Below are 18327 nucleotides of genomic sequence, written 5' to 3'. Positions count from 1 at the left end.
TGGCGCATGCGCTTGCGCCTGACGGCCATGCTTCTCAAAGACCCGAATCTATTCCTCCTCGACGAGCCGAGCAATTATCTCGATCTTAATACCCTGATATTACTAGAAGATTATCTGCGCGCCTATCGCGGCAGTTTCCTGATAATCTCTCATGACCGCGAATTCTTGAAACGCACCTGCAACGAGACCATCGAAATATCAAAGACCGGCTGTTATCATTATCCGGGCAATATCGAAAATTATCTGGTCTTCAAAGAGCAAAAACTTTCGACCATCATCAAACAGAACAAAGGATTGGCGCGTCAGCAAGAACATATGCAGGAATTTGTCGACCGCTTCCGCTATAGCGCTTCTCACGCCAAGCAAGCCCAAGCTTTCTTGAGAAAAATAAATAAGATCGAAGCCAAACGAATCACTATCGAGCATAAAGCCGGCATTACCAGGATCAGTATTCCGCCCGCGCCCAAACGCCATAATCTGGCCTTGCGCATCAAGAATATGGCCATCGGCTACGATAACGTACCAGTAGTATCAAATATCGTCCTGGATCTGCCGGCCGGCGAAAAACTGGCCATTTTAGGCTTGAACGGGCAAGGAAAGACCACTCTATTACGCACCCTGGCAGGATTTTTGCCGCCTCTTAGCGGTTCTTTCCACTGGTCGGCCAATACCAAGATCGCCTATCACGGGCCGGATCCGATCGATAACTTGATCGGCAAGGAACAGGTCGGCGAATTCTTGCAGCGGATGGCGACGCCCGACCTGAAAACCCAGGCGGTCTTGAAAATGGCCGGTGATTTTTTGTTCCGCGACGATGAATTAAAAAAATCAATCAGCGTCCTTTCCGGCGGAGAAAAATCCCGCTTGCTTCTGGCCGGGCTGCTTTTATCCAAGCCGGACATTTTCCTTTTGGACGAGCCGACTTGCCATCTTGATTTTGAAACTGTCGAAGCTTTAGGTTCGGCGCTGATGAAATTCAACGGCACGGTCATCTTCACCTCTCACGACCGGACTTTCAGCAATCTGCTTGCCACCGGCTTGATGGAAATAAAAAACGGCGTAACTGCCCGTTGTCTGGAAACTTATGAAGATTACGTGGATAATCTGGAAAAAGAATTGGAGCAAGAACATAAAACAAAACCGGCCAAAGAAAATAAGCCGGCGGCAAGGAATGATGACTATTTACAAAAAAGAGCCGCGCAAAAAGAAGCAGCCGCTTTGGAAAAAAAATTAGACAGACTTAATCTTAAACAGCTGGAGCTCTTGCGATATTTTCTGGAAAATCCAGTCAACTACGACCCGGCCAAAGTCCAAGAGCTGGAAGAAGTCAAAAAGATGATCGCCGAAAAAGAAGACCAATGGCTCAAGGTCAGCTAAATGATCTATAAAAAAACGACAGGGTTCTCTTGCGAAAAACCCTGCCTTGATTAAACTTTTTAGGCGCGTCCCCCTACTCGGGACAGCCAATCTTCTTGCACAACGATTATCGTTCTGCCAACCTTCCTTGCTTCGACGCTGGCCGATCTCAATGTTCCCAGCATCCAATCGACAGGATCAACTTTGTCGTTAATGAAAAAATTATAAAAAAATTGCATGTCCCACGTTATTTTTGCCACATTTTCCGAATCTTGGGAAGTAAGAAACGCGGAGTGAAAACAGGAGAAAATTCCGTTAACAACTTTAAAGGTTGCTTCGTCATATGACTTACCCGCGGCGCTAACTGAAAAAGGCGGCCAATCCATAATATATTCCTTTCGAAAATGTTGAAAATATCTTTGTAAAAAGAACTTATGACATTAACATGTTTATTTATCAAAGTCAATACTTTAATTGACATAAATAAAAATTAGTACTAAATTAATTCGAATAGCTCTTTTATAGTCAAAGCCGAAACGCAATCCTCAAACAATTTTCAAAGGGGTGTCTCATGAAAACAAAAACCTTTTTCCCGGTCCTTTGCTCGCTTTTGCTCTTATTTCTGTTCACTTCTTGCGACATATCAGACGATGGAACCGGGACTTTCAATGTCAGCGCTCGCCATCGGGCTCAAAAATGCAAAAACCTGAAAGTCGACATTGGCGATACACTGATCTTCTCCGCCTCCGGAATCTGGGATATGGGCCTTGGCGCAGTCGGGCCGGACGGTAGTGGAGATCTTTGCGAGTGCCCGGTAAGCGAATATAACGGAAGAAATTATTTCGGTCCGATCGGCGCGGTGATCGGCCGCATCGGTTCGGGAAAATATTTTCTTATCGGCTCGGGGACAAAAATTATCGCCGAAAATAGCGGGCATCTCTATCTTGGCGCCAATGATAATATGGGCCCATGCCAATTTTTTCGAGGCTCTTGTTATGACGATAATCGAGGATCAATACCCGTTTCCGTGGAAATAAGGAAAAAATGATCGTCAAGCGATCGCTAAAAGCGGGCCGAAAAACAGGTCCGCTTTTTTATATTTTTGCCCTTGACCAAACTGATATTTTTAGGTAAATTGAAATGAAAACCCTGTACTTTAAAAATGAATTCACCCTTATCCGGGAGGAACAATAATGAAGCCTTTTCGCCATGTCCTTTCAATCAATGATTTCAGCCGCGAAGACTTGGAGGAGATCGCCCGCCAGACCGTTGCCCTCCATGATGGCAAAAAGAAAATTATCAAAAGCCGACGGCGGGAGAAAGCAACTTTGGCGATTTTAGAACCAAGCACGCGCACCATTTCCTCCTTTCACGAGGCCTGCCTGCGGCTGGGCTGGGATTATTTCCAACCGCCGACTGCCGAGATGACTTCGCTCAAAAAAGGCGAGCCGCTCTGGCGCTTTGCCAAGAATCTGTTTGACACCTTCACGACTACTCTGGTGCTACGCACCCATATCGAAGGGGCGCAGCGCTTTATCGCGCGTCGCGCCGAGCAATTGGGCTACGACATCAGCGTGATCAACGCCGGTGACGGACGCCAGGAACATCCGACTCAGGCCATGCAATTCGCGGCCACGGTTTTGAAGCGCGTCGGCAGACTGACGGGCTTCCCTTACGGATTTTTCGGCGATCTGAAGTACGGCCGCGTCGCTCATTCGGAAGCCATCCTGATCAATAAATTCGGCGGCGAGCTTTATACGGCTTCTGATGAACAATCCTCCCTGCCCGATTATTTCGTCAGGATGTTCGGTAACCGATTCCATGCCGGCGATAAGCTGGAATTTTTGAAACCTTGCCGGGTGAATGTCGGATTTCGGGTTCAATTCGAGCGGTTCGGAAACGATGTTGTCGCCCTGCAAAGAGCGCAAGGCAAATTCAGGGTCACCGGCGAAAACATCGGCATGTTTCCGGAAGACGTAATTTTCTGCCATCCGCAGCCTTTTAACACGGAATTCTCGGACGATCTGGAAACCGATCCGCGCCTGGCCCTTAGTTTGGAAGTCAGGATGGGCGTCTTCAACAGAACTTTTCTTCTCCACGAAACCCGAAAAAACCGTAACCTCGCCAACTTTGATCATATTCATAAAAATTCGATCGAGGTAGGCAAACCACAAATGTCGGTAGCGGATTATCTTAAAGACAGGAGGGAAAAAGGGAAAAAAGAAACACTTTACAGTTTGATTACTGACGAAGGCGTGATAGTCGATCGTATTCAAGCCGGTCTGGGCATCGTCTTCCGAAATTTCTTGATCAAAAACGGAGTTATCGGCGATGTCGGAACGACGGGACTGTTCGAGAAATGCCGGCCAACCAGAATGGGAGAAAAAGACATCCTTATTCTTCACGACCAGCATATTCCCGAAAAACTCATGCTGGCCATGTCAGCGCTTTGTCCTACGATAACCTTTAACGACGTGCGGAGCGGAAAGTACATCCAGTACAAAGTCAAGGCCTCACCAATCGCGGTCGGGTTCGGCAAATGCGGCAATCCAGCCTGCATCACCAATAATTCCGACGGCGGATGCGCCACCGAGTTTATCAACGAAGCGAATGCACTACGCTGCTGCTATTGCGGCATCAGCTTCCCGCATCGCGAAGTTCTGATTTAAAAAGAGTAAAGCGGACCCTTAAAGTCCGCTTTTTTATTGACAATGGCCTCAATGATTGTTATATTTCTCTGATCGCACATTTAACAATCAGAAGGGACATTCATGAAACCCCAAATATTTATTGATGGCGACGAAGGCACGACCGGATTAAAAATCCAGAAACGGCTAAGGCATCGGTCTGATCTCGAAATTATCAAGATTAATCCGAAAAAAAGAAAGGATTCGGAAGCCAAGAAAAAATTCTATCATGACACCAAGATTAATCTGGCAATTCTCTGCTTGCCTGATGCCGCGGCCCGGGAAGCGGCTGGATTTATCGATAGGCGGCGGACTAAGATCATCGACTGCAGCAACGCCCATCGCCTGGATTGGGTCTATGGCCTGCCGGAATTGCGCCAAAAAAACCGCAGCTATGAGAAATACCGCGAGTTGATCAAGACTGCCAATTGCGTTAGTGGCGCCGGCTGTCACAGCGCGGCAGTGCTATTGATACTTAATCCCTTATCGCTTTCCGGCCTGATCGATCCTAAGCTCCCAGTCTTTTGCTGGTCGATCAGCGGTTTTAGCGGTGGTGGCAAAAAAATGATCAAAAAGTATAAATCTCTGCCGCCAAATTCGGCCACTGAAGTATGCTGCCGTGAAATTAGCCTGAATGCCGGCCACAAGCATCTGCCGGAAATGCAAAAATATTCATTTCTGGAACGGGAACCGACATTCCTCTCTTTTGTCGAAAAGAAGTTGTATCAAGGAATGAAAGTTGGCGTTTCGCTGGTTAGCGATGATCGCGGCTTCTTTACCCCCGAAATGATCCGCTCGGAATTAGAAAAAACTTATCGGGGAGAAAAATTCGTCAGAGTCGCCGGTCAGGAAGAAACCGAAAAAATCGGCGACGGACTTTCGGCCCAAGCGCTCGTCAATACCAACCGCGTGGAAATCCACGTTTACGGCAAACCCGGAGTCATAAATATCGTGGCTCTGCTGGATAATCTCGGCAAGGGCTCATCCGGCAACGCTGTCCAATGTCTGAATCTGATGCTGGGCAAAGAAGAAACCACCGGACTTCTTTAAAATCAAAGCGGGTGCGTCAATGCGCCCGCCTTTTTATTATCAAGCGAAGCGAGTGAAATAATCCCGCGCCTCGCGGGGATTATTTCCGAGCGAGCGATGATAAATACCTCGTCCGCTTGCAGCGAGGATACCTTTTAGAAAAGATGGGGGCGAGTGCCTGCCCTGCGGTTGAATACCATTTATTTCTCCAAAAAATCTTCGACCATTTTTTCCGCTTTGATTTTATCATTTAACCAACTAATTTTTCTCTTCTTTTCCCAGCGTTTGAACCAAGTCATTTGTTTTTTGGCGAATTGATTGATGGCGCGGTCGAGCAGTTCGGCCATTTGATCGTAATCTATTTTTTCCTGCAGATATTGAGCGATAAATTTATATTCCAAACCGAAAGATTCGAGACGTTCCCAAGTTAGGCCGGTTTTGTCATGCAGATCGCTCACCTCCTGGATCATCCCCTCTTTTTCCAGACGGTCGATCAGGCGGCGGTGGATCCGCTCGGCCAGAGCTTCCTTAGACCAAGTGAGACCGATCAATAAAAATTCGTACTGGCGGCCGTTTGACACACCCCGTCCGGCCAGGGGCCGTCCACCCCTCTCGAGAGGGGAATTATTTGCGACTTCCAAATATCGAATCAATCTTCTCTTATTATTCCGGTCGCTATTATTTAATTTTGCGGCAAAAGCAGGGTTCTTCTTTTTTAATTCTTCGAATAATTCTTCGGTGGTTTTGTTTTCGTTTTCAGCTCTAGCCGCCATATCCGGCTTGATGTCGGTTAATTGATAATTTTCTACTACTGCCTCCAAATATTGGCCGGAACCGCCGACGATGATCGGCAGTTTGCCGCGCTGTAGAATATCTTCAATGGCGGCGAAAGCTTGTTTCTGATATTCGGCTACGCTGAAAATTTCCTTTGGATCGGCAATATCAATAAGATGATGCAGCACAAACGAGATAGACGTTTCGTTCAAGTTTAACACACCCCGTCCGGCCAGGGGCCGTCCACCCCTCTCCCGCGCATCGCTTCGCTTTGCGGGGCAAGCAAGAGGGGAATTTTTCTCGCCATATTCGGACAAATCTTTGCCTGAACCTATGTCGAGGCCGCGATAGACTTGGCGGCTGTCGGCGGAAATTATTTCGCCGTTGAATTCTCGCGCCAAAGCCACCCCGAGCAAAGTTTTGCCCGACGCTGTTGTGCCTAATATTACAATAATTTTTTTATTATTTTTATTCATTTTCTTAATATTTTACTAAGCTGCCAGTGAGCCCAAAATCTTTGGCTTCGGTAATTTTAACTTTAGCAAATTCGCCTTTTAAATCAACTTTAGCCGAGCCCAAAATTTTTACCGTAATGAATTGTTCATTTTTGCCCAGCCATTCCCCTCTCTTATTTTTTTCTTCAGCTAAAACCTTGACCGCTTTATTCAGATACCGCTGATTATTTTTCCAAGCAGTTTTTTTCAAAATTTCATTTAATATTTCTTCGCGCCGCTGTTTTTCTTTGGCCGAAATATTATCTTTCAATTTGGCCGCTGCCGTGCCAGGCCGCGAACTGAAACGAGCCAGATAAACCATATCATATTTCGCCGCTCGCATTAATTTTTCCGAATTGGCGAATTGATTTTTGGTTTCGCCGGGAAAACCAACAATAATATCCGTGGAAATTCCAATTTCCGGCATGGCGGTTCTTAATTTTTTAATCAAACTCAAATAATGCTTAACGGTATATTTACGGTTCATTGCCGCCAAAATCTGGTCGTCGCCAGATTGCGCCGGAAGATGGATCTGCCGGCAGATCTTGAAATTTTTTTTCATCACCGCGACCAGCTCATCGCTCATATTTTTCGGATGGGAAGTGAAAAATCTCAGCCAAAAATCTCCGGGCAATTTAGCGGCGGCATCAAGTATCTCGGGGAAAAATATTTCCTGGCCAATCTTTTTCTTAGGAAAATATTTCAAATCACTTTTGGTGATCATGGTTTCATAACTATTCACGTTTTGCGCGATCAAAACAATCTCCTTATATCCCCGATCAATAAATTTCTTCACTTCCGCGATAATCACGCCGGCCGGACGATAGACCTCGCGCCCGCGGGCATACGGCACGACGCAATAGGAGCAGAAATTATCGCAGCCGTTGCCGATCGGCACGTAGGCGGAAAAATCGGAACTTATTTTAGGTGTTATATTCAAATAGTCACTTGAACCCGGCGTCACACACCCCGCCTCGCCAACCCACCCCGTCCGCGAGGCGCGTCCACCCCTCCCAAGAGGGGAAGCTCGGCACCCCTCTCCCGCGCATCGCTTCGCTTTGCGGGGCAAGCAAGAGGGGACTTTTTTTAAGTCAAGTTCGCGATAAAGTCGGGGTAAATTTTTTATTGGCAGCCAGATATCCACGACTTCTTCCAGTCTTCGCCTCACGTCTTTTCTTTCCGAGAGACAGCCGGTCAGGATTATTCTGGCGCGCGGATTTTTTTTCTTGATCGCGGGAATCAGGCCGTAATTGCGGTCTTCGGCTTTCTGCCTGATGCCGCAGGTATTCAAAACTACCAAACCAGCTTTAGCGCGGTCTGATTCGGGTTTAAAGCCATAGAATTCCAAATAAGCGGCGATCCGCTCGCTATCGGAAATATTCATCTGGCAGCCGATCGTGATAATATGGTAAGACTTTTTCATGATTTATTTTATTAAATTGACAATGTCTTAATCAAAATATAATATATATCCATACAGGGAAAGGGGGCATCCAAACATCACGGTTGCCAGGGGCCATTCCTTCCGTCCTCCCGGCAGGAGATATGTCCAAAGCGGCAATATTAAGGCTTTCCCGCCCCCGTCTCAAGCTAGACGGGGTTTTTATTTAAATTTAGTTTTGACAAAAAAATAAATTTACCCTATTATTTTAAATGCTTGAGAGTATGGACGCCGGGGAAAAAGCTCCGGCGAAGGATCTCCGCCTTGTTTAAGGCTCTGCCATTTGATTAGTTCTGGCAACCTTTTGAGCCAAAAGCTCTTCCACTAAACAAACAGGCGCGCACATCGCGTCATCAGGAGCGAAACTCTCACCCCGCTTTGGCAAAAACCAGAGCGGGGAATTTTATTTTAAGTTATCTTAGCCGCCGCGTCAATCGCCCCATAAAACAAAGTCCGCCTAAGCGCGGATCTTTGCTAAACTATATTACCCTACTTTCAACTTTAAAACATTCAACTTTATAACTTTTTACTTTCAACTTTTCACTTTCCGTGTCATTTCCGCCAATTCATCGTCGCTGTAAAAATCAATAATGACCTTGCCGCCGCGGTTAGCGCGCTTGATCTCGGTTTTGGCGCCAAAGAAGGAGCGGAAAGCGGCTTCGCGAGAGCGATCGGCCGGATCATCCTTGATGCGCGATTCCTTGGTGCCGCCGATCTTGCGCACCTGCCGGCTGGTTTCTCTGACAGTCCAATCATTCCGTAAAATCTTCCGAAACACCTGCAATTGCTTGACTTCCGAATCAAGCCCTAAAAGATAGATCGCGTGAGCCTCGCTTAATTTCCCGCCGGAAAGCGCGGCGCGGATCTCTTCCGGCAGCGATAAAAGCCTTAAGGTATTGGAAACTTGCGGCCGCGACTTGCCGACTTTTTTGGCCGCATCTTCCAAACTCAAATTAAAATCATCCATCAATTGCCGATAGGCGCCGGCGCGATCGATCGGATTCAGATCTTCTCTTTGCAGATTCTCCACCAAAGCCACCTCCAATTTTTTCTGCTGGTCATAATCGCGGACGATCACCGGAACTTTATCCAAACCGGCAACTTTAGCCGCTCTTAAGCGGCGTTCGCCGGCGATCAATTCATAACGGCCGCCCTTGCGGGTGACAATCAGCGGCTGAATGATGCCATAGGTTTTGATCGACTCGGCCAATTCATTGATGTCAACTTCAGAAAAACTTTTGCGGGGTTGCATTGGGTTAGCCTCGATCTCGTCAGGCGCTACCTGCAGCACGCCGTCTCCCGGCGCAACGCCAGCCATGGGCGCGTAATATTCGTCCTGCTTGATCACCGCGCTTGACCTTTCTTTTTTTGGTGGAATTAAAGAAGACAATCCCCTGCCTAAGCCGTAAGCCATATAGTAAGTAAAAAGTTAAAAGTTAAAAGTAAAAAATTTAGCACTTACACCCTTTGCTCTAAATCAATTATTTCCCGGGCTAAGCGCTCGTAAGCGCGGCCGCCTTTGGAATTATGATCGTAATGCAGAATCGAGCGGCCGAAACTCGGCGCTTCGGCCAGGCGGACGCTGCGGGGAATCACCGAACGAAAAACGCGATTGGGAAAATACTGATACAATTCGCCCATCACCGAAGATGATAATTTATTGCGGGCATCGAACATGGTGATGACCGCGCCCATTATTCCCAGACTCGGCTTTAAATTATTTTGCACCAGAGAGATCGTTTCCAATAATTGACCCAGGCCTTCCAGGGCATAATATTCGCTCTGCACCGGGATCAAAACTTCATCGGCGGCAACTAAACTATTAATGGTTAAAAGTCCCAGCGAAGGCGGAGCATCAACGATTATATAATCATATTCGTTTTTTATCGCTTCCAAGAGCCGCAGGAGGCGGAATTCGCGATCCTCCAAATTGACCAATTCAACTCCCGCGCCCGCCAAAGCCGGCGTTGACGGAGCCAGATGATATTTTTCCTGCTTGGTTTTCTTGATGATCTCAAAAATGGTTTTTTGCTCGGTCAAAGCTTCATAAAGGCCATGTTCCAATTCCTTCGCGTCAATGCCCAAACCGGAAGTCGCGTTGCCCTGCGGATCGACATCGACCAACAAAACGTGCTTGCCTGCTTGCGCCAAATACGCCCCCAGATTAACCGCGGTAGTGGTTTTGCCGACACCTCCTTTTTGGTTGACGATGGCGATGATCTTACCCATAAATGCAATACTAATCTACGAATGCATACTAATCTCACGAATGCTTCCTGAACACTTATTCGTTATATTAGTATGTATTCGTATGGCATTAGTATTGCATTTATTATAAACTATTTTCCTGCCTTTGACAATTTATTTTGGATGTCATATAATAATATTTGTTGCTAAAAGAAAAGCAATTTTTTTATAGAAAATGTTAAAATTTTAGAATATACTAAATACCAAATACTTAATACCAGATACTAATCCGGGCGTGTGGCGGAACTGGCAGACGCGCACGACTCAAAATCGTGTGAGAGCGATCTCATGTGGGTTCGATTCCCACCATGCCCACCAAATATAAAAACTGGTTTTAAAACCAGTTTTTATTTTCGCCGTTTTTTATATTTAAACAAATAAATAAACTTCCTTATAGCGAGCATTGAAAATTTCCGTTAAAGCACGCAGAGTATCCTCCCAAGGCGGACAGGGAAACCGCGCCCCGCCTGCGGCGGGGCACGGCTTCATAGCGAAGCGTCCCAAAATTTGTCCAGCGCGTCTCCCCTCCTTTCCAAGGAGGGGTTTGGGGGTGGTTTGTATGCGCCACTTTTTTTTAAAAAAGTGGCAAAGATGTTGACTGTGCTCGTACTCTGGATTCCCGCCGGAGTTTATCCTCGTGACAACGGGGACGGGAATGACAGAATAATAATGTCGGGAATAAACCCTCCCCGCCTCGCTCATGCTCGGCACCCCTCCCGAGGAGGGGACTTTTCTGCTTTTTGCTTCTAATTTATTGCTTCTTACTTATTACTTTTTACTTATTACTTGATTATGATCTTTATCCTGTCCACCAGGCTCGGCGCTTTACGAATGAACGACGGCATAAAAGTCAATTTGATGTCGGAAAATTTGTCCAGGCCAAGCAAATATTGATTGATCTGCGCCGCGGTCAATCCGACCAGCTTGGTCTTATCCACCGCGTTATCAATATCGGAAAGAGCCATAGTCCCCGCGATCGGAACTTCCAGGTTCACCGCGCCATTTTTATAATCGGCGCTGGTCACATTATACTGTATTTCGTTTTGATTCAGGCCGACGAATTTTTCCCCGGCCGGCATTACGGAAACGAGCCTGGCTTCGGCCAGCTTCTTAACATCCGCGGTCTGAAAGGCCGCGATGTCGACATTGGCGGAAAGCGCCAGATTGAAAGAATCGACTTTCTCGCCCGCCTTCACCGAACTCGAGGCCACTAAAGAATTTTTATCCACCTGGACGATGACTTTATCATAACCTTTGTAATTATTGGTAAATTGCGCGTTGACTTTGTTGACCAGGGATTCCTTGATATCTTGCATCGCTTTTTCAATGTCTAAATTTTGGACGAATTTTTGCACATTGGATCGATAAACAAAAGCAGTCTTCGACTTGGCATAGATCTTGTCCTGCAAGCCCGCCCAAAGCCCGGGAATAGTGAAGGTGGTCGGACCGATAGCCATCTCCAAACTTGGTTCGTCGGTATAGATCTCCACTTCGGCCGAGCCGCCGGCCGGAATAAAAACCTTGTCTTTAATGCGGAATAATTTTCCATCCGAAGTCAATAATCTCGTCGTCGCCACTAAAGTCTTGTCCTGGCTGTAATTATTGATCAGGCTGACTTTGCCGATGATTTCCTGCCCCAAAATATTGGCGCCCGTGGCCCCATAAGTCTTTTGTTCTTTGACCGGAATTTGTTCAACCGCTCCCGCGACATTGGCCGCGTTGGCAAGATTGGCCGCCGCCTGATTTGGCGCGCTATTGGTAACTATGATATTCAGCCGGTCGCTGATCCTTTCGGTTTTGGGCGTCACCTCGACCGTCAAGCTGACCAGGAAAAAATAAAAAGCGGCGGCCAGCAAAGCTAAGGTCAAAATTATAAAAAATACCGATATTTTGCGATAAACGCCGACCGGGCGCGACACTGTTTCGCGCTTGGCCTTTTTCTTTTCCTTGCCATGATGATGAGCTGATTCAGCCTTAGATTCTTCCAGGCGATGACTGACGCGATGAAAATAATCTTTCTCATGCTTCTTGGCTTTCTTTTCTCCCCTCTCCGCCGTCTTGTCCCCCGCAGCTTTAGCGGAAGGGGAAGCCTTGGCGGAGGCGGATTTTTTTCCCGGCTCAAGCCGCGTTGTTTCGGTGGCGATCTTTTTTTCCTCTTTAACTTCAGCCGCCAGGTCGCTCTCTTTTACTTTAAGCTCTCGCCCGACCACCCGCACGGACAACTTGCTTTTCTTCGGCAATTTTTCGTCCTCTTTTAGCTCTGCCAATTCGGTTTTGGGTTCGGCAATGCGCCGTTTCACCGCCACGGTCTTGATCTTGGTCGAAGTTATTGAATCGTTTTTTTCAGAAGACATATGATAAGTTAAAAGTAAAAAGTAAAAAATGAAAAGTTGGAGCTTTTGTTTATAACTTTATTATACTATATTTGCTATTTGGCGTCTACAACCTCGATCGAGTCGGAAAATTCTTTTTTGATGAAGCCGGTCAGATCAGCGTCATTTCTCACCCGAAAACCGGCCTGAAAAATGACCGGTTCGTTGTTCCGGATTATTTTGAAGTAAACTAAGCTTTGTCCTGACGCTTTGGTTAAAATCTCTTTTAAGCGGGCTGATTCGTCCGCGTTTAAATCGCGCTTGAAAATCAATTTAAGCGGCGGGGGCGTTGCCGGAGCCGCCGGTTTGGCGGCTCGGGTCTGGGGACGATAAAATCCGTTATTATTGCCATTATTGCCGTAGCCATTAAACTGTTTTCTGGCCGCGACTTCGATATTTTTAAAATTATTGATCGATTCGTCCAGTTTATCCAGAGTCAAGACTGCCGCCTTGTCCACTAATAATTTTATCTCCTGGTCTTTGTCGGAAATTTTTCCCTGCGCCAAAACGACCCTGCCTTCTTGCCAGAGCTCGGCGGTCGTTTCATAGAGATTAGGAAAGATCAAGAGCTCGGTGGAAGCAACCGCATCTTCGATCTTGACGAAGAGCATGGGCTTATTGCTCCGGGTGATAATTTTTTTAACGACGGTGATCACGCCGGCGGTACGGACCGCGTCTTCGTAAAGATGCGAGGCTAAACTATTGATCGGAAATACAAAATCTCCTAAATGTTTTTTAAAATCATTAAAGGGATGAGCGCTCAAATAAAGTCCCAGCAATTCTTTTTCCCAGGCTAATTTTTCCTGCTGACCCACCGTCGTCGCTTTGTCGAGTTTGATCCGGGAAGGCATATTGGTCGCGGAATTGCCGAACAAACTGCTCTGTTTGGAATCCCGATTGCGGCTGACTTCTTTATTATATTCCAGCAGAGATTCCATATTGGCCAAAAACATGCCGCGATCGCCGAATTGGTCAAGCGCGCCGCATTTAGTCAATGATTCCAAAGATTTTTTATTCAGATCTTTGTCCACGATCCTTTCCAGCAAGTCAAAAATATCCTGATACTTGCCATTGGCCTTTCTCTCGTTAATGATCACTTCGACAATATGTTCGCCGACATTTTTGATCGCGTTCAAGCCGAAGCGGATGAATTCTTCGCCGGTATTTTCATCCTTGACCACGGTAAACGACGCGAAAGATTCATTGATGTCCGGTGAAAGCACTTTGATTCCCATATTGCGGCACTCTTCGATCTCAATGGCGATGCGGTCGATATCCTGCTGGTCCGAGCTTAACAGCGCGGCCATGAATTCCGCCGGATAATGGGCTTTTAAATAAGCGGTTTGATAACCGATCATCGCGTAACAAGCGGCGTGCGACCGGTTAAAGCCGTAGCCGGCGAAAGGTTCGATAAAAGAAAAAATTTGTTCGCCCAATTCCTTGGCCACGCCTTTTTTCATGCAGCCCTCGACGAATTTTTCCTTTTGTTTGACCAAAAGCTCGGAGATTTTTTTGCCCACCGCTTTGCGCAAAACATCCGCCTCGCCTAAAGTGAACCCGGCCAGGTCGCGGGCGATCTGCATCACCTGTTCCTGATAAACCGCCACGCCATAAGTTTTATCCAAGATCGGCTTTAACACCGGATGCAAATATTGCACTCTTTTCTGGCCGTGCTTGCCGGCGATATAATCAGGGATCCATTCCATCGGACCGGGGCGATAGAGCGCCGACATGGCGATGATATCTTCGAAGACGGTCGGTTTTAATTCTTTCAAATACCGTTTCATACCGCTGCTATTATGCGCCAAAAAGCCGTTAGCGACAAAATTATTTCCCGGCGGACGCATAGCGATATCGTAAGTCATTTCTTTTCCGGCCGGGATAATATCTTTAACTTTTATGAATTTAAATTGCCTTTCGACCGGAATTCGGGGACACTCCCAGTTGATTAATTTTTTATATTGCAAAGCCAGCTCGGCGAATTTAGTCGTATTAATCAGCGTGAATTTATACTGCCGATATTGGTTCTGAAACAATTCAATTTTTTCCTTGTCCAGATCATGCATCCACCCCTTTATTTCATAAAAAGTATTTTGATCTTTTACATAAAAATCCGGCGTATAATTAACCGTCCTTCCGTCTGGTTTGCGCAAAGAAAAAGTTTTCGGTTCGTATTCGTAAGTTATTTTATTCAGCTTTAAAATTCTGGCAAAATCCGCCTCCCATGATGAACGCACATAATGGCCCAGATCTTCTCTGAATCCGCCGCGGCGATGCGGTGATTTTTTTCCGAACATCGGATTTCCGGCGCCGCTGAATCTTCGCGACAGCTTCTTTTTTATCAAATCGGCTTTGGCGCGTCCGCAACGATCTACCAGTGAGCGCCCGATTAATGCTTGGGATATTTTTTTCCCGCTCATTTCCAGCCTTTGGTCGATATTCTTGCGCAAGCCGATATTCCAGGTTACGCCTCCGCGCCTAAAGAAGGCCACTCTAGCCGCTTTAATTTTCCGCCTTGATTTTTTTTTGCCGGGATTTTTATATAACGCCGCCGAACAAGCATAACAATACTCGCTTTTCCCGTTCTTTTGTCCGCTTATTTGCTTGCCGCAAGTTCGGCAAAGATTATAAACCAAATGTTTGGCGTCCGCTTTAATTAAAATATTGTCGCCCTTTTTTATTTCACCTAATTTTTTCCACCCGCCGTCTGTTAAGAAACCATGGTCTTTCGTCGCCTTTATCTGCCAATTATTTTCCGCAACAAGATAAAAAGTTTCTTTTTCACCGCTTTTAGCGATACCGACAATTTCATTTTTATGAACTTTACCCTGATCTAAATAAACCGAATTAAGCTTTGTTTTGTTTCTTTTTTCATATAATTTTTTAATAGTGGTATTGGAAACAATTGTGTCTCCGGATAAACATTCAAATTGAAAGACACCGGTAGTTTCGCCGTCCTGAAATAACTGATAAGTTTTTTTATCGTTCAAAGGAAATTCATCCATCTTCAACTCCGCTCCTTTGGTGCGCTTAATGATCTTTAGCGCCGATTCGATGATGGTCAAATTTTTCAAGCCCAAAAAATCCATTTTCAACAAACCCAGATCTTCGATCGGATGCAAAGAATACTGCGAAACCACGGTCAGATCCGAAGATGAGGCATATTGGATCGGCACGTATTCGGTCAGCGGCTCTTTGGTGATCAAAACTCCGCAGGCGTGCGTGGAAGCATGGCGGGCAACCCCTTCCAAACGCAAGGCATAATCGATAATTTTTTTGGCATCCGGTTCCTTGTCATACAGATCTCTGAACTCTTTGATATTTTCCAGGGCTTCGGACAGGTCAGTGAACATCGGGATGGCCTTGGCCAGCTTGTCGCAAAAATCATAAGGAATATCCAGCACGCGGCCGACATCGCGCATTGAAGCCCGGGCGGCGATCGTCCCGAAAGTGATGATCTGCGAAACATGATCCTTGCCGTATTTCCCTTCCACGTAGCGGATCACCGCGTCGCGGCCGGTATCGGCGAAATCAGTATCGATATCCGGCATGGAGATGCGCTCGGGATTTAAAAATCTTTCAAAAAGCAGATCGTACTCTAAAGGATCGATATTGGTGATGCCCGTCAGATAGCAAACCAGCGAACCGGCCGCCGAACCTCGGCCCGGCCCGACGATGATCCCCGTATCCTTGGCCCAATTGATGAAATCTGCGACGATCAAAAAATATGACGGCCAGCCCATTTTCTTAATGACGGAAATTTCGTAATCCAGCCGGTCTTTTTTTATTTTATCGATCTCGGCGTAAGGCTTGCCATAGCGTTTCTTCAATCCTTCATGAGCCAAATGCTCCAAATAACTGATCTCATCAAACCCGGCCGGTACGGGAAAAAAAGGCAGCTGCACTTTTCCCAATTCGATCTCCACGTTGCATAACTCGGCGATCTTTAAAGTATTGGCCGCGGCTTCGGGCACATCCCTGAAAGCCCCGATCATTTCCTCGTTCGAGCGCATGGAAAAATCCGTGCCCATCATATTCATCCGGTCTTCGTCCTCGACTTTTTTCTTGTTCTGCAGGCAAAGCAGAATGTCCTGCGCTTCCGCGTCGTCTTTGCGGAAATAATGGATATCGTTGGTGGCGACCAGCGGAATATTCAACTCCTTGCCGAAAGCGATCAAGGTTTTATTCAAAAAATCCTGGCCTTCCAGATTGGGGTGATCCTGCAATTCCAGATAAAAATTTCCCTGGCCGAAAAGTTCGTTGTATTCCAAAATTCTTTTCTTGGCTTTTTCCATCTGGCGCGCTTCGATCAAATGCGGAATCTCTCCGCCCATGCAGGCGGTGCAGGCGATCAAACCTGCGTGATACTGCTGCAACAAATCCCAGTCGACCCGCGGCTTATAATAAAAGCCTTCCAGATGCGCGGCCGAAACCAGTTTGATCAAATTTTTATAGCCTTGATTATCTTTGGCCAACAACAAAAGGTGATGATTGGCCCGGTCCTCCACGGTTTCTTTGAGCATCCGGCCGCGGGGAGCCAGATAAGTTTCCACGCCGATGATCGGCTTGATCCCTTCTTTCTTGCATTTTTCGTAAAATTCGATCACGCCGTACATCGTGCCATGATCAGTGATGGCCACCGCCGGCGAACCCTGCTCTTTGGCATACTTAACCATCTCGTCGATCTTGGTCAGACCGTCGAGCAAGGAATAATGGGTGTGATTGTGGAGATGGACGAAGGACACGTCAATTATAAATTATAAATGATAAATTATAAATTTTTGGGTCGGGCGGAATCATTCCCCTCTTGGGAGGGGTGCCGAGCCCGGCGAGGCGGGGTGGGTATATTACTGACATTATTATCAAAATCTTTGCCACTTTTTTTAAAAAAAGTGGCGCAAAAAAATGCTCGCTGGACAAATTTCCTATCACTCCGCTATGAAGCCTAGCAAAATTGCTATACTTGCCCAGCCCCAGTTTTATTATTTTAATTTAATATTTTTTAATATCACAGCTATTTTAAGATAATAATTTATCATATTCTTTCACGAAAACTGGAGCTGGGCTTCGGACAACGCAATTTTGCACGGCTTCTACGCTGCGTGATTACGGAAATTTTCCAATGCTCGCGGATATAAATCAATAAACCATCTTAATGGTTAGACAAAATTTTTAAAGGTTTCTTCGTATTTCATGACTGCTTCCAAAATCCAAGCAAACCGTAAAGCGTTTTTCATTGATTCAATTTCTTCCAAAGAAAACCACTGGGCATCCATAATTTCATCTTCAGGAAATTTCAAATCCCCATCGGTTATTTCACCGGCAAAAATATGTTCCACGCAATGCTCAAGGTCTTCGTGAATAATCATAACTTCCCCGATTAATTTTACCGAGTATCCGGTTTCTTCCTTGACTTCGCGCACTGCCGCTTCCGCAATTGTTTCCCCGACTTCAACCTTGCCTGCGGGAAAATTCCACAGACCATAAGCTGATTTCTTCTTTTCTTGGACTAATAAATATCGGCGATCTTTTTCAACAATCACATCAGCTGCAACCAAAACTTTAGCATATTCTTTTTCCATATTTTTTGTTCCCCTCTTGAGAGGGGTGGACCGCCACCGGGGCGGGATGGGGTGTGTTAAATATAAAAAATAAGCATCCCGGGTCTTGAGCCGAATGCCATTTCCGCTGCAATTTTTAAAATTCTGCTGCAAAATCAAAAAAACTCCGCCGCTTATATACCTATAAACGTTGTCGCTTTTTTGATTTTTCGCTACGAATTTTGAAAATTTCGCCACGAAAGCGCATTCACCTCAAGACCCTCAAAATGCCTCCTTGTTAGTTGAGATTATACCATTGCTTTTGAATAAAAAAAAGAGGGCGAAACCCTCAATTTGTTCCGGCAGAATCTCGCTCCGCCGGCTGGC

At 46.2% G+C, this 18327-nt stretch carries 12 protein-coding genes and 1 tRNA gene; 5 read left to right on the top strand and 8 right to left on the bottom strand.

Annotation, left to right across the window (positions count from 1 at the left end; genetic code table 11):
- Nucleotides 1-1377 (top strand): ATP-binding cassette domain-containing protein (locus tag PHE24_05250; protein MDD4902511.1); only part of this gene is annotated, 1377 nt, incomplete at its 5' end.
- A 59-nt stretch (nucleotides 1378-1436) separates the two neighbouring features.
- Here the strand turns inward: PHE24_05250 and PHE24_05245 are convergent.
- A complete protein-coding gene (locus PHE24_05245) occupies nucleotides 1437-1742 on the bottom strand; it encodes a hypothetical protein (protein ID MDD4902510.1) in 306 nt (101 codons plus the stop codon).
- Nucleotides 1743-1927: 185 nt separating this feature from the next.
- On the opposite strand from PHE24_05245, the gene PHE24_05240 reads away from it, so the two are divergent.
- The 3 genes from PHE24_05240 to argC all read left to right on the top strand — a co-directional run bounded on the left by PHE24_05240 (nucleotide 1928) and on the right by argC (nucleotide 5093).
- The gene (locus PHE24_05240) at nucleotides 1928-2404 is read left to right on the top strand and encodes a hypothetical protein (GenBank protein ID MDD4902509.1); all 477 of its coding nucleotides are present in this window, start codon (nucleotides 1928-1930) and stop codon (nucleotides 2402-2404) included.
- Between the two features lie 145 nt (nucleotides 2405-2549).
- A complete protein-coding gene (locus tag PHE24_05235) occupies nucleotides 2550-4025 on the top strand; it encodes a hypothetical protein (protein ID MDD4902508.1) in 1476 nt (491 codons plus the stop codon).
- A 102-nt stretch (nucleotides 4026-4127) separates the two neighbouring features.
- Nucleotides 4128-5093 (top strand): N-acetyl-gamma-glutamyl-phosphate reductase, encoded by a 966-nt coding sequence (argC, locus tag PHE24_05230; GenBank protein ID MDD4902507.1) that lies wholly within the window; start codon nucleotides 4128-4130, stop codon nucleotides 5091-5093.
- Between the two features lie 179 nt (nucleotides 5094-5272).
- On the opposite strand, the gene PHE24_05225 is transcribed toward argC, so the two are convergent.
- The 4 genes from PHE24_05225 to PHE24_05210 all read right to left on the bottom strand — a co-directional run bounded on the left by PHE24_05225 (nucleotide 5273) and on the right by PHE24_05210 (nucleotide 10010).
- A complete protein-coding gene (locus PHE24_05225) occupies nucleotides 5273-6322 on the bottom strand; it encodes a tRNA (adenosine(37)-N6)-dimethylallyltransferase MiaA (protein ID MDD4902506.1) in 1050 nt (349 codons plus the stop codon).
- A 4-nt stretch (nucleotides 6323-6326) separates the two neighbouring features.
- Nucleotides 6327-7763, bottom strand: coding sequence for a MiaB/RimO family radical SAM methylthiotransferase (locus tag PHE24_05220; protein MDD4902505.1), 1437 nt, complete (start codon nucleotides 7761-7763; stop codon nucleotides 6327-6329).
- Nucleotides 7764-8313: 550 nt separating this feature from the next.
- On the bottom strand, nucleotides 8314-9195 hold the full coding sequence (locus PHE24_05215; GenBank protein ID MDD4902504.1) for a ParB/RepB/Spo0J family partition protein: 882 nt from the start codon (nucleotides 9193-9195) through the stop codon (nucleotides 8314-8316).
- 44 nt (nucleotides 9196-9239) lie between these two features.
- Complete coding sequence (locus PHE24_05210; GenBank protein MDD4902503.1) at nucleotides 9240-10010, bottom strand: AAA family ATPase; 771 nt, start codon at nucleotides 10008-10010, stop codon at nucleotides 9240-9242.
- A gap of 249 nt (nucleotides 10011-10259) precedes the next feature.
- On the opposite strand from PHE24_05210, the gene PHE24_05205 reads away from it, so the two are divergent.
- Nucleotides 10260-10346, top strand: a tRNA-Leu gene (locus PHE24_05205).
- A gap of 464 nt (nucleotides 10347-10810) precedes the next feature.
- Here the strand turns inward: PHE24_05205 and PHE24_05200 are convergent.
- The 3 genes from PHE24_05200 to PHE24_05190 all read right to left on the bottom strand — a co-directional run bounded on the left by PHE24_05200 (nucleotide 10811) and on the right by PHE24_05190 (nucleotide 17982).
- Complete coding sequence (locus PHE24_05200) at nucleotides 10811-12382, bottom strand: hypothetical protein (protein MDD4902502.1); 1572 nt, start codon at nucleotides 12380-12382, stop codon at nucleotides 10811-10813.
- Between the two features lie 74 nt (nucleotides 12383-12456).
- A complete protein-coding gene (gene dnaE / locus PHE24_05195) occupies nucleotides 12457-17145 on the bottom strand; it encodes a DNA polymerase III subunit alpha (GenBank protein ID MDD4902501.1) in 4689 nt (1562 codons plus the stop codon).
- Nucleotides 17146-17559: 414 nt separating this feature from the next.
- Nucleotides 17560-17982, bottom strand: coding sequence for an NUDIX domain-containing protein (locus PHE24_05190; GenBank protein ID MDD4902500.1), 423 nt, complete (start codon nucleotides 17980-17982; stop codon nucleotides 17560-17562).
- Nucleotides 17983-18327: the final 345 nt, after the last annotated feature.

It is taken from the genome of Patescibacteria group bacterium, from assembly GCA_028707065.1.
Classification (GTDB): Bacteria; Patescibacteriota; Patescibacteriia; order Patescibacteriales; family WJLG01; genus JAQTUZ01.
The sequence above is the reverse complement of the archived record's forward strand: the minus strand, read 5'-3'. Positions and strand labels throughout refer to the sequence as shown.

Coding starts and splice junctions, on each gene's coding strand:
- PHE24_05240 (MDD4902509.1), top strand. CDS start 1,928: ATGAAAACAAAAACCTTTTTCCCGGTCCTTTGCTCGCTTTTGCTCTTA.
- PHE24_05215 (MDD4902504.1), bottom strand. CDS start 9,195: ATGGCTTACGGCTTAGGCAGGGGATTGTCTTCTTTAATTCCACCAAAA.
- PHE24_05200 (MDD4902502.1), bottom strand. CDS start 12,382: ATGTCTTCTGAAAAAAACGATTCAATAACTTCGACCAAGATCAAGACC.
- PHE24_05225 (MDD4902506.1), bottom strand. CDS start 6,322: ATGAATAAAAATAATAAAAAAATTATTGTAATATTAGGCACAACAGCG.
- PHE24_05235 (MDD4902508.1), top strand. CDS start 2,550: ATGAAGCCTTTTCGCCATGTCCTTTCAATCAATGATTTCAGCCGCGAA.
- PHE24_05245 (MDD4902510.1), bottom strand. CDS start 1,742: ATGGATTGGCCGCCTTTTTCAGTTAGCGCCGCGGGTAAGTCATATGAC.
- PHE24_05210 (MDD4902503.1), bottom strand. CDS start 10,010: ATGGGTAAGATCATCGCCATCGTCAACCAAAAAGGAGGTGTCGGCAAA.
- PHE24_05220 (MDD4902505.1), bottom strand. CDS start 7,763: ATGAAAAAGTCTTACCATATTATCACGATCGGCTGCCAGATGAATATT.
- PHE24_05190 (MDD4902500.1), bottom strand. CDS start 17,982: ATGGAAAAAGAATATGCTAAAGTTTTGGTTGCAGCTGATGTGATTGTT.
- argC (MDD4902507.1), top strand. CDS start 4,128: ATGAAACCCCAAATATTTATTGATGGCGACGAAGGCACGACCGGATTA.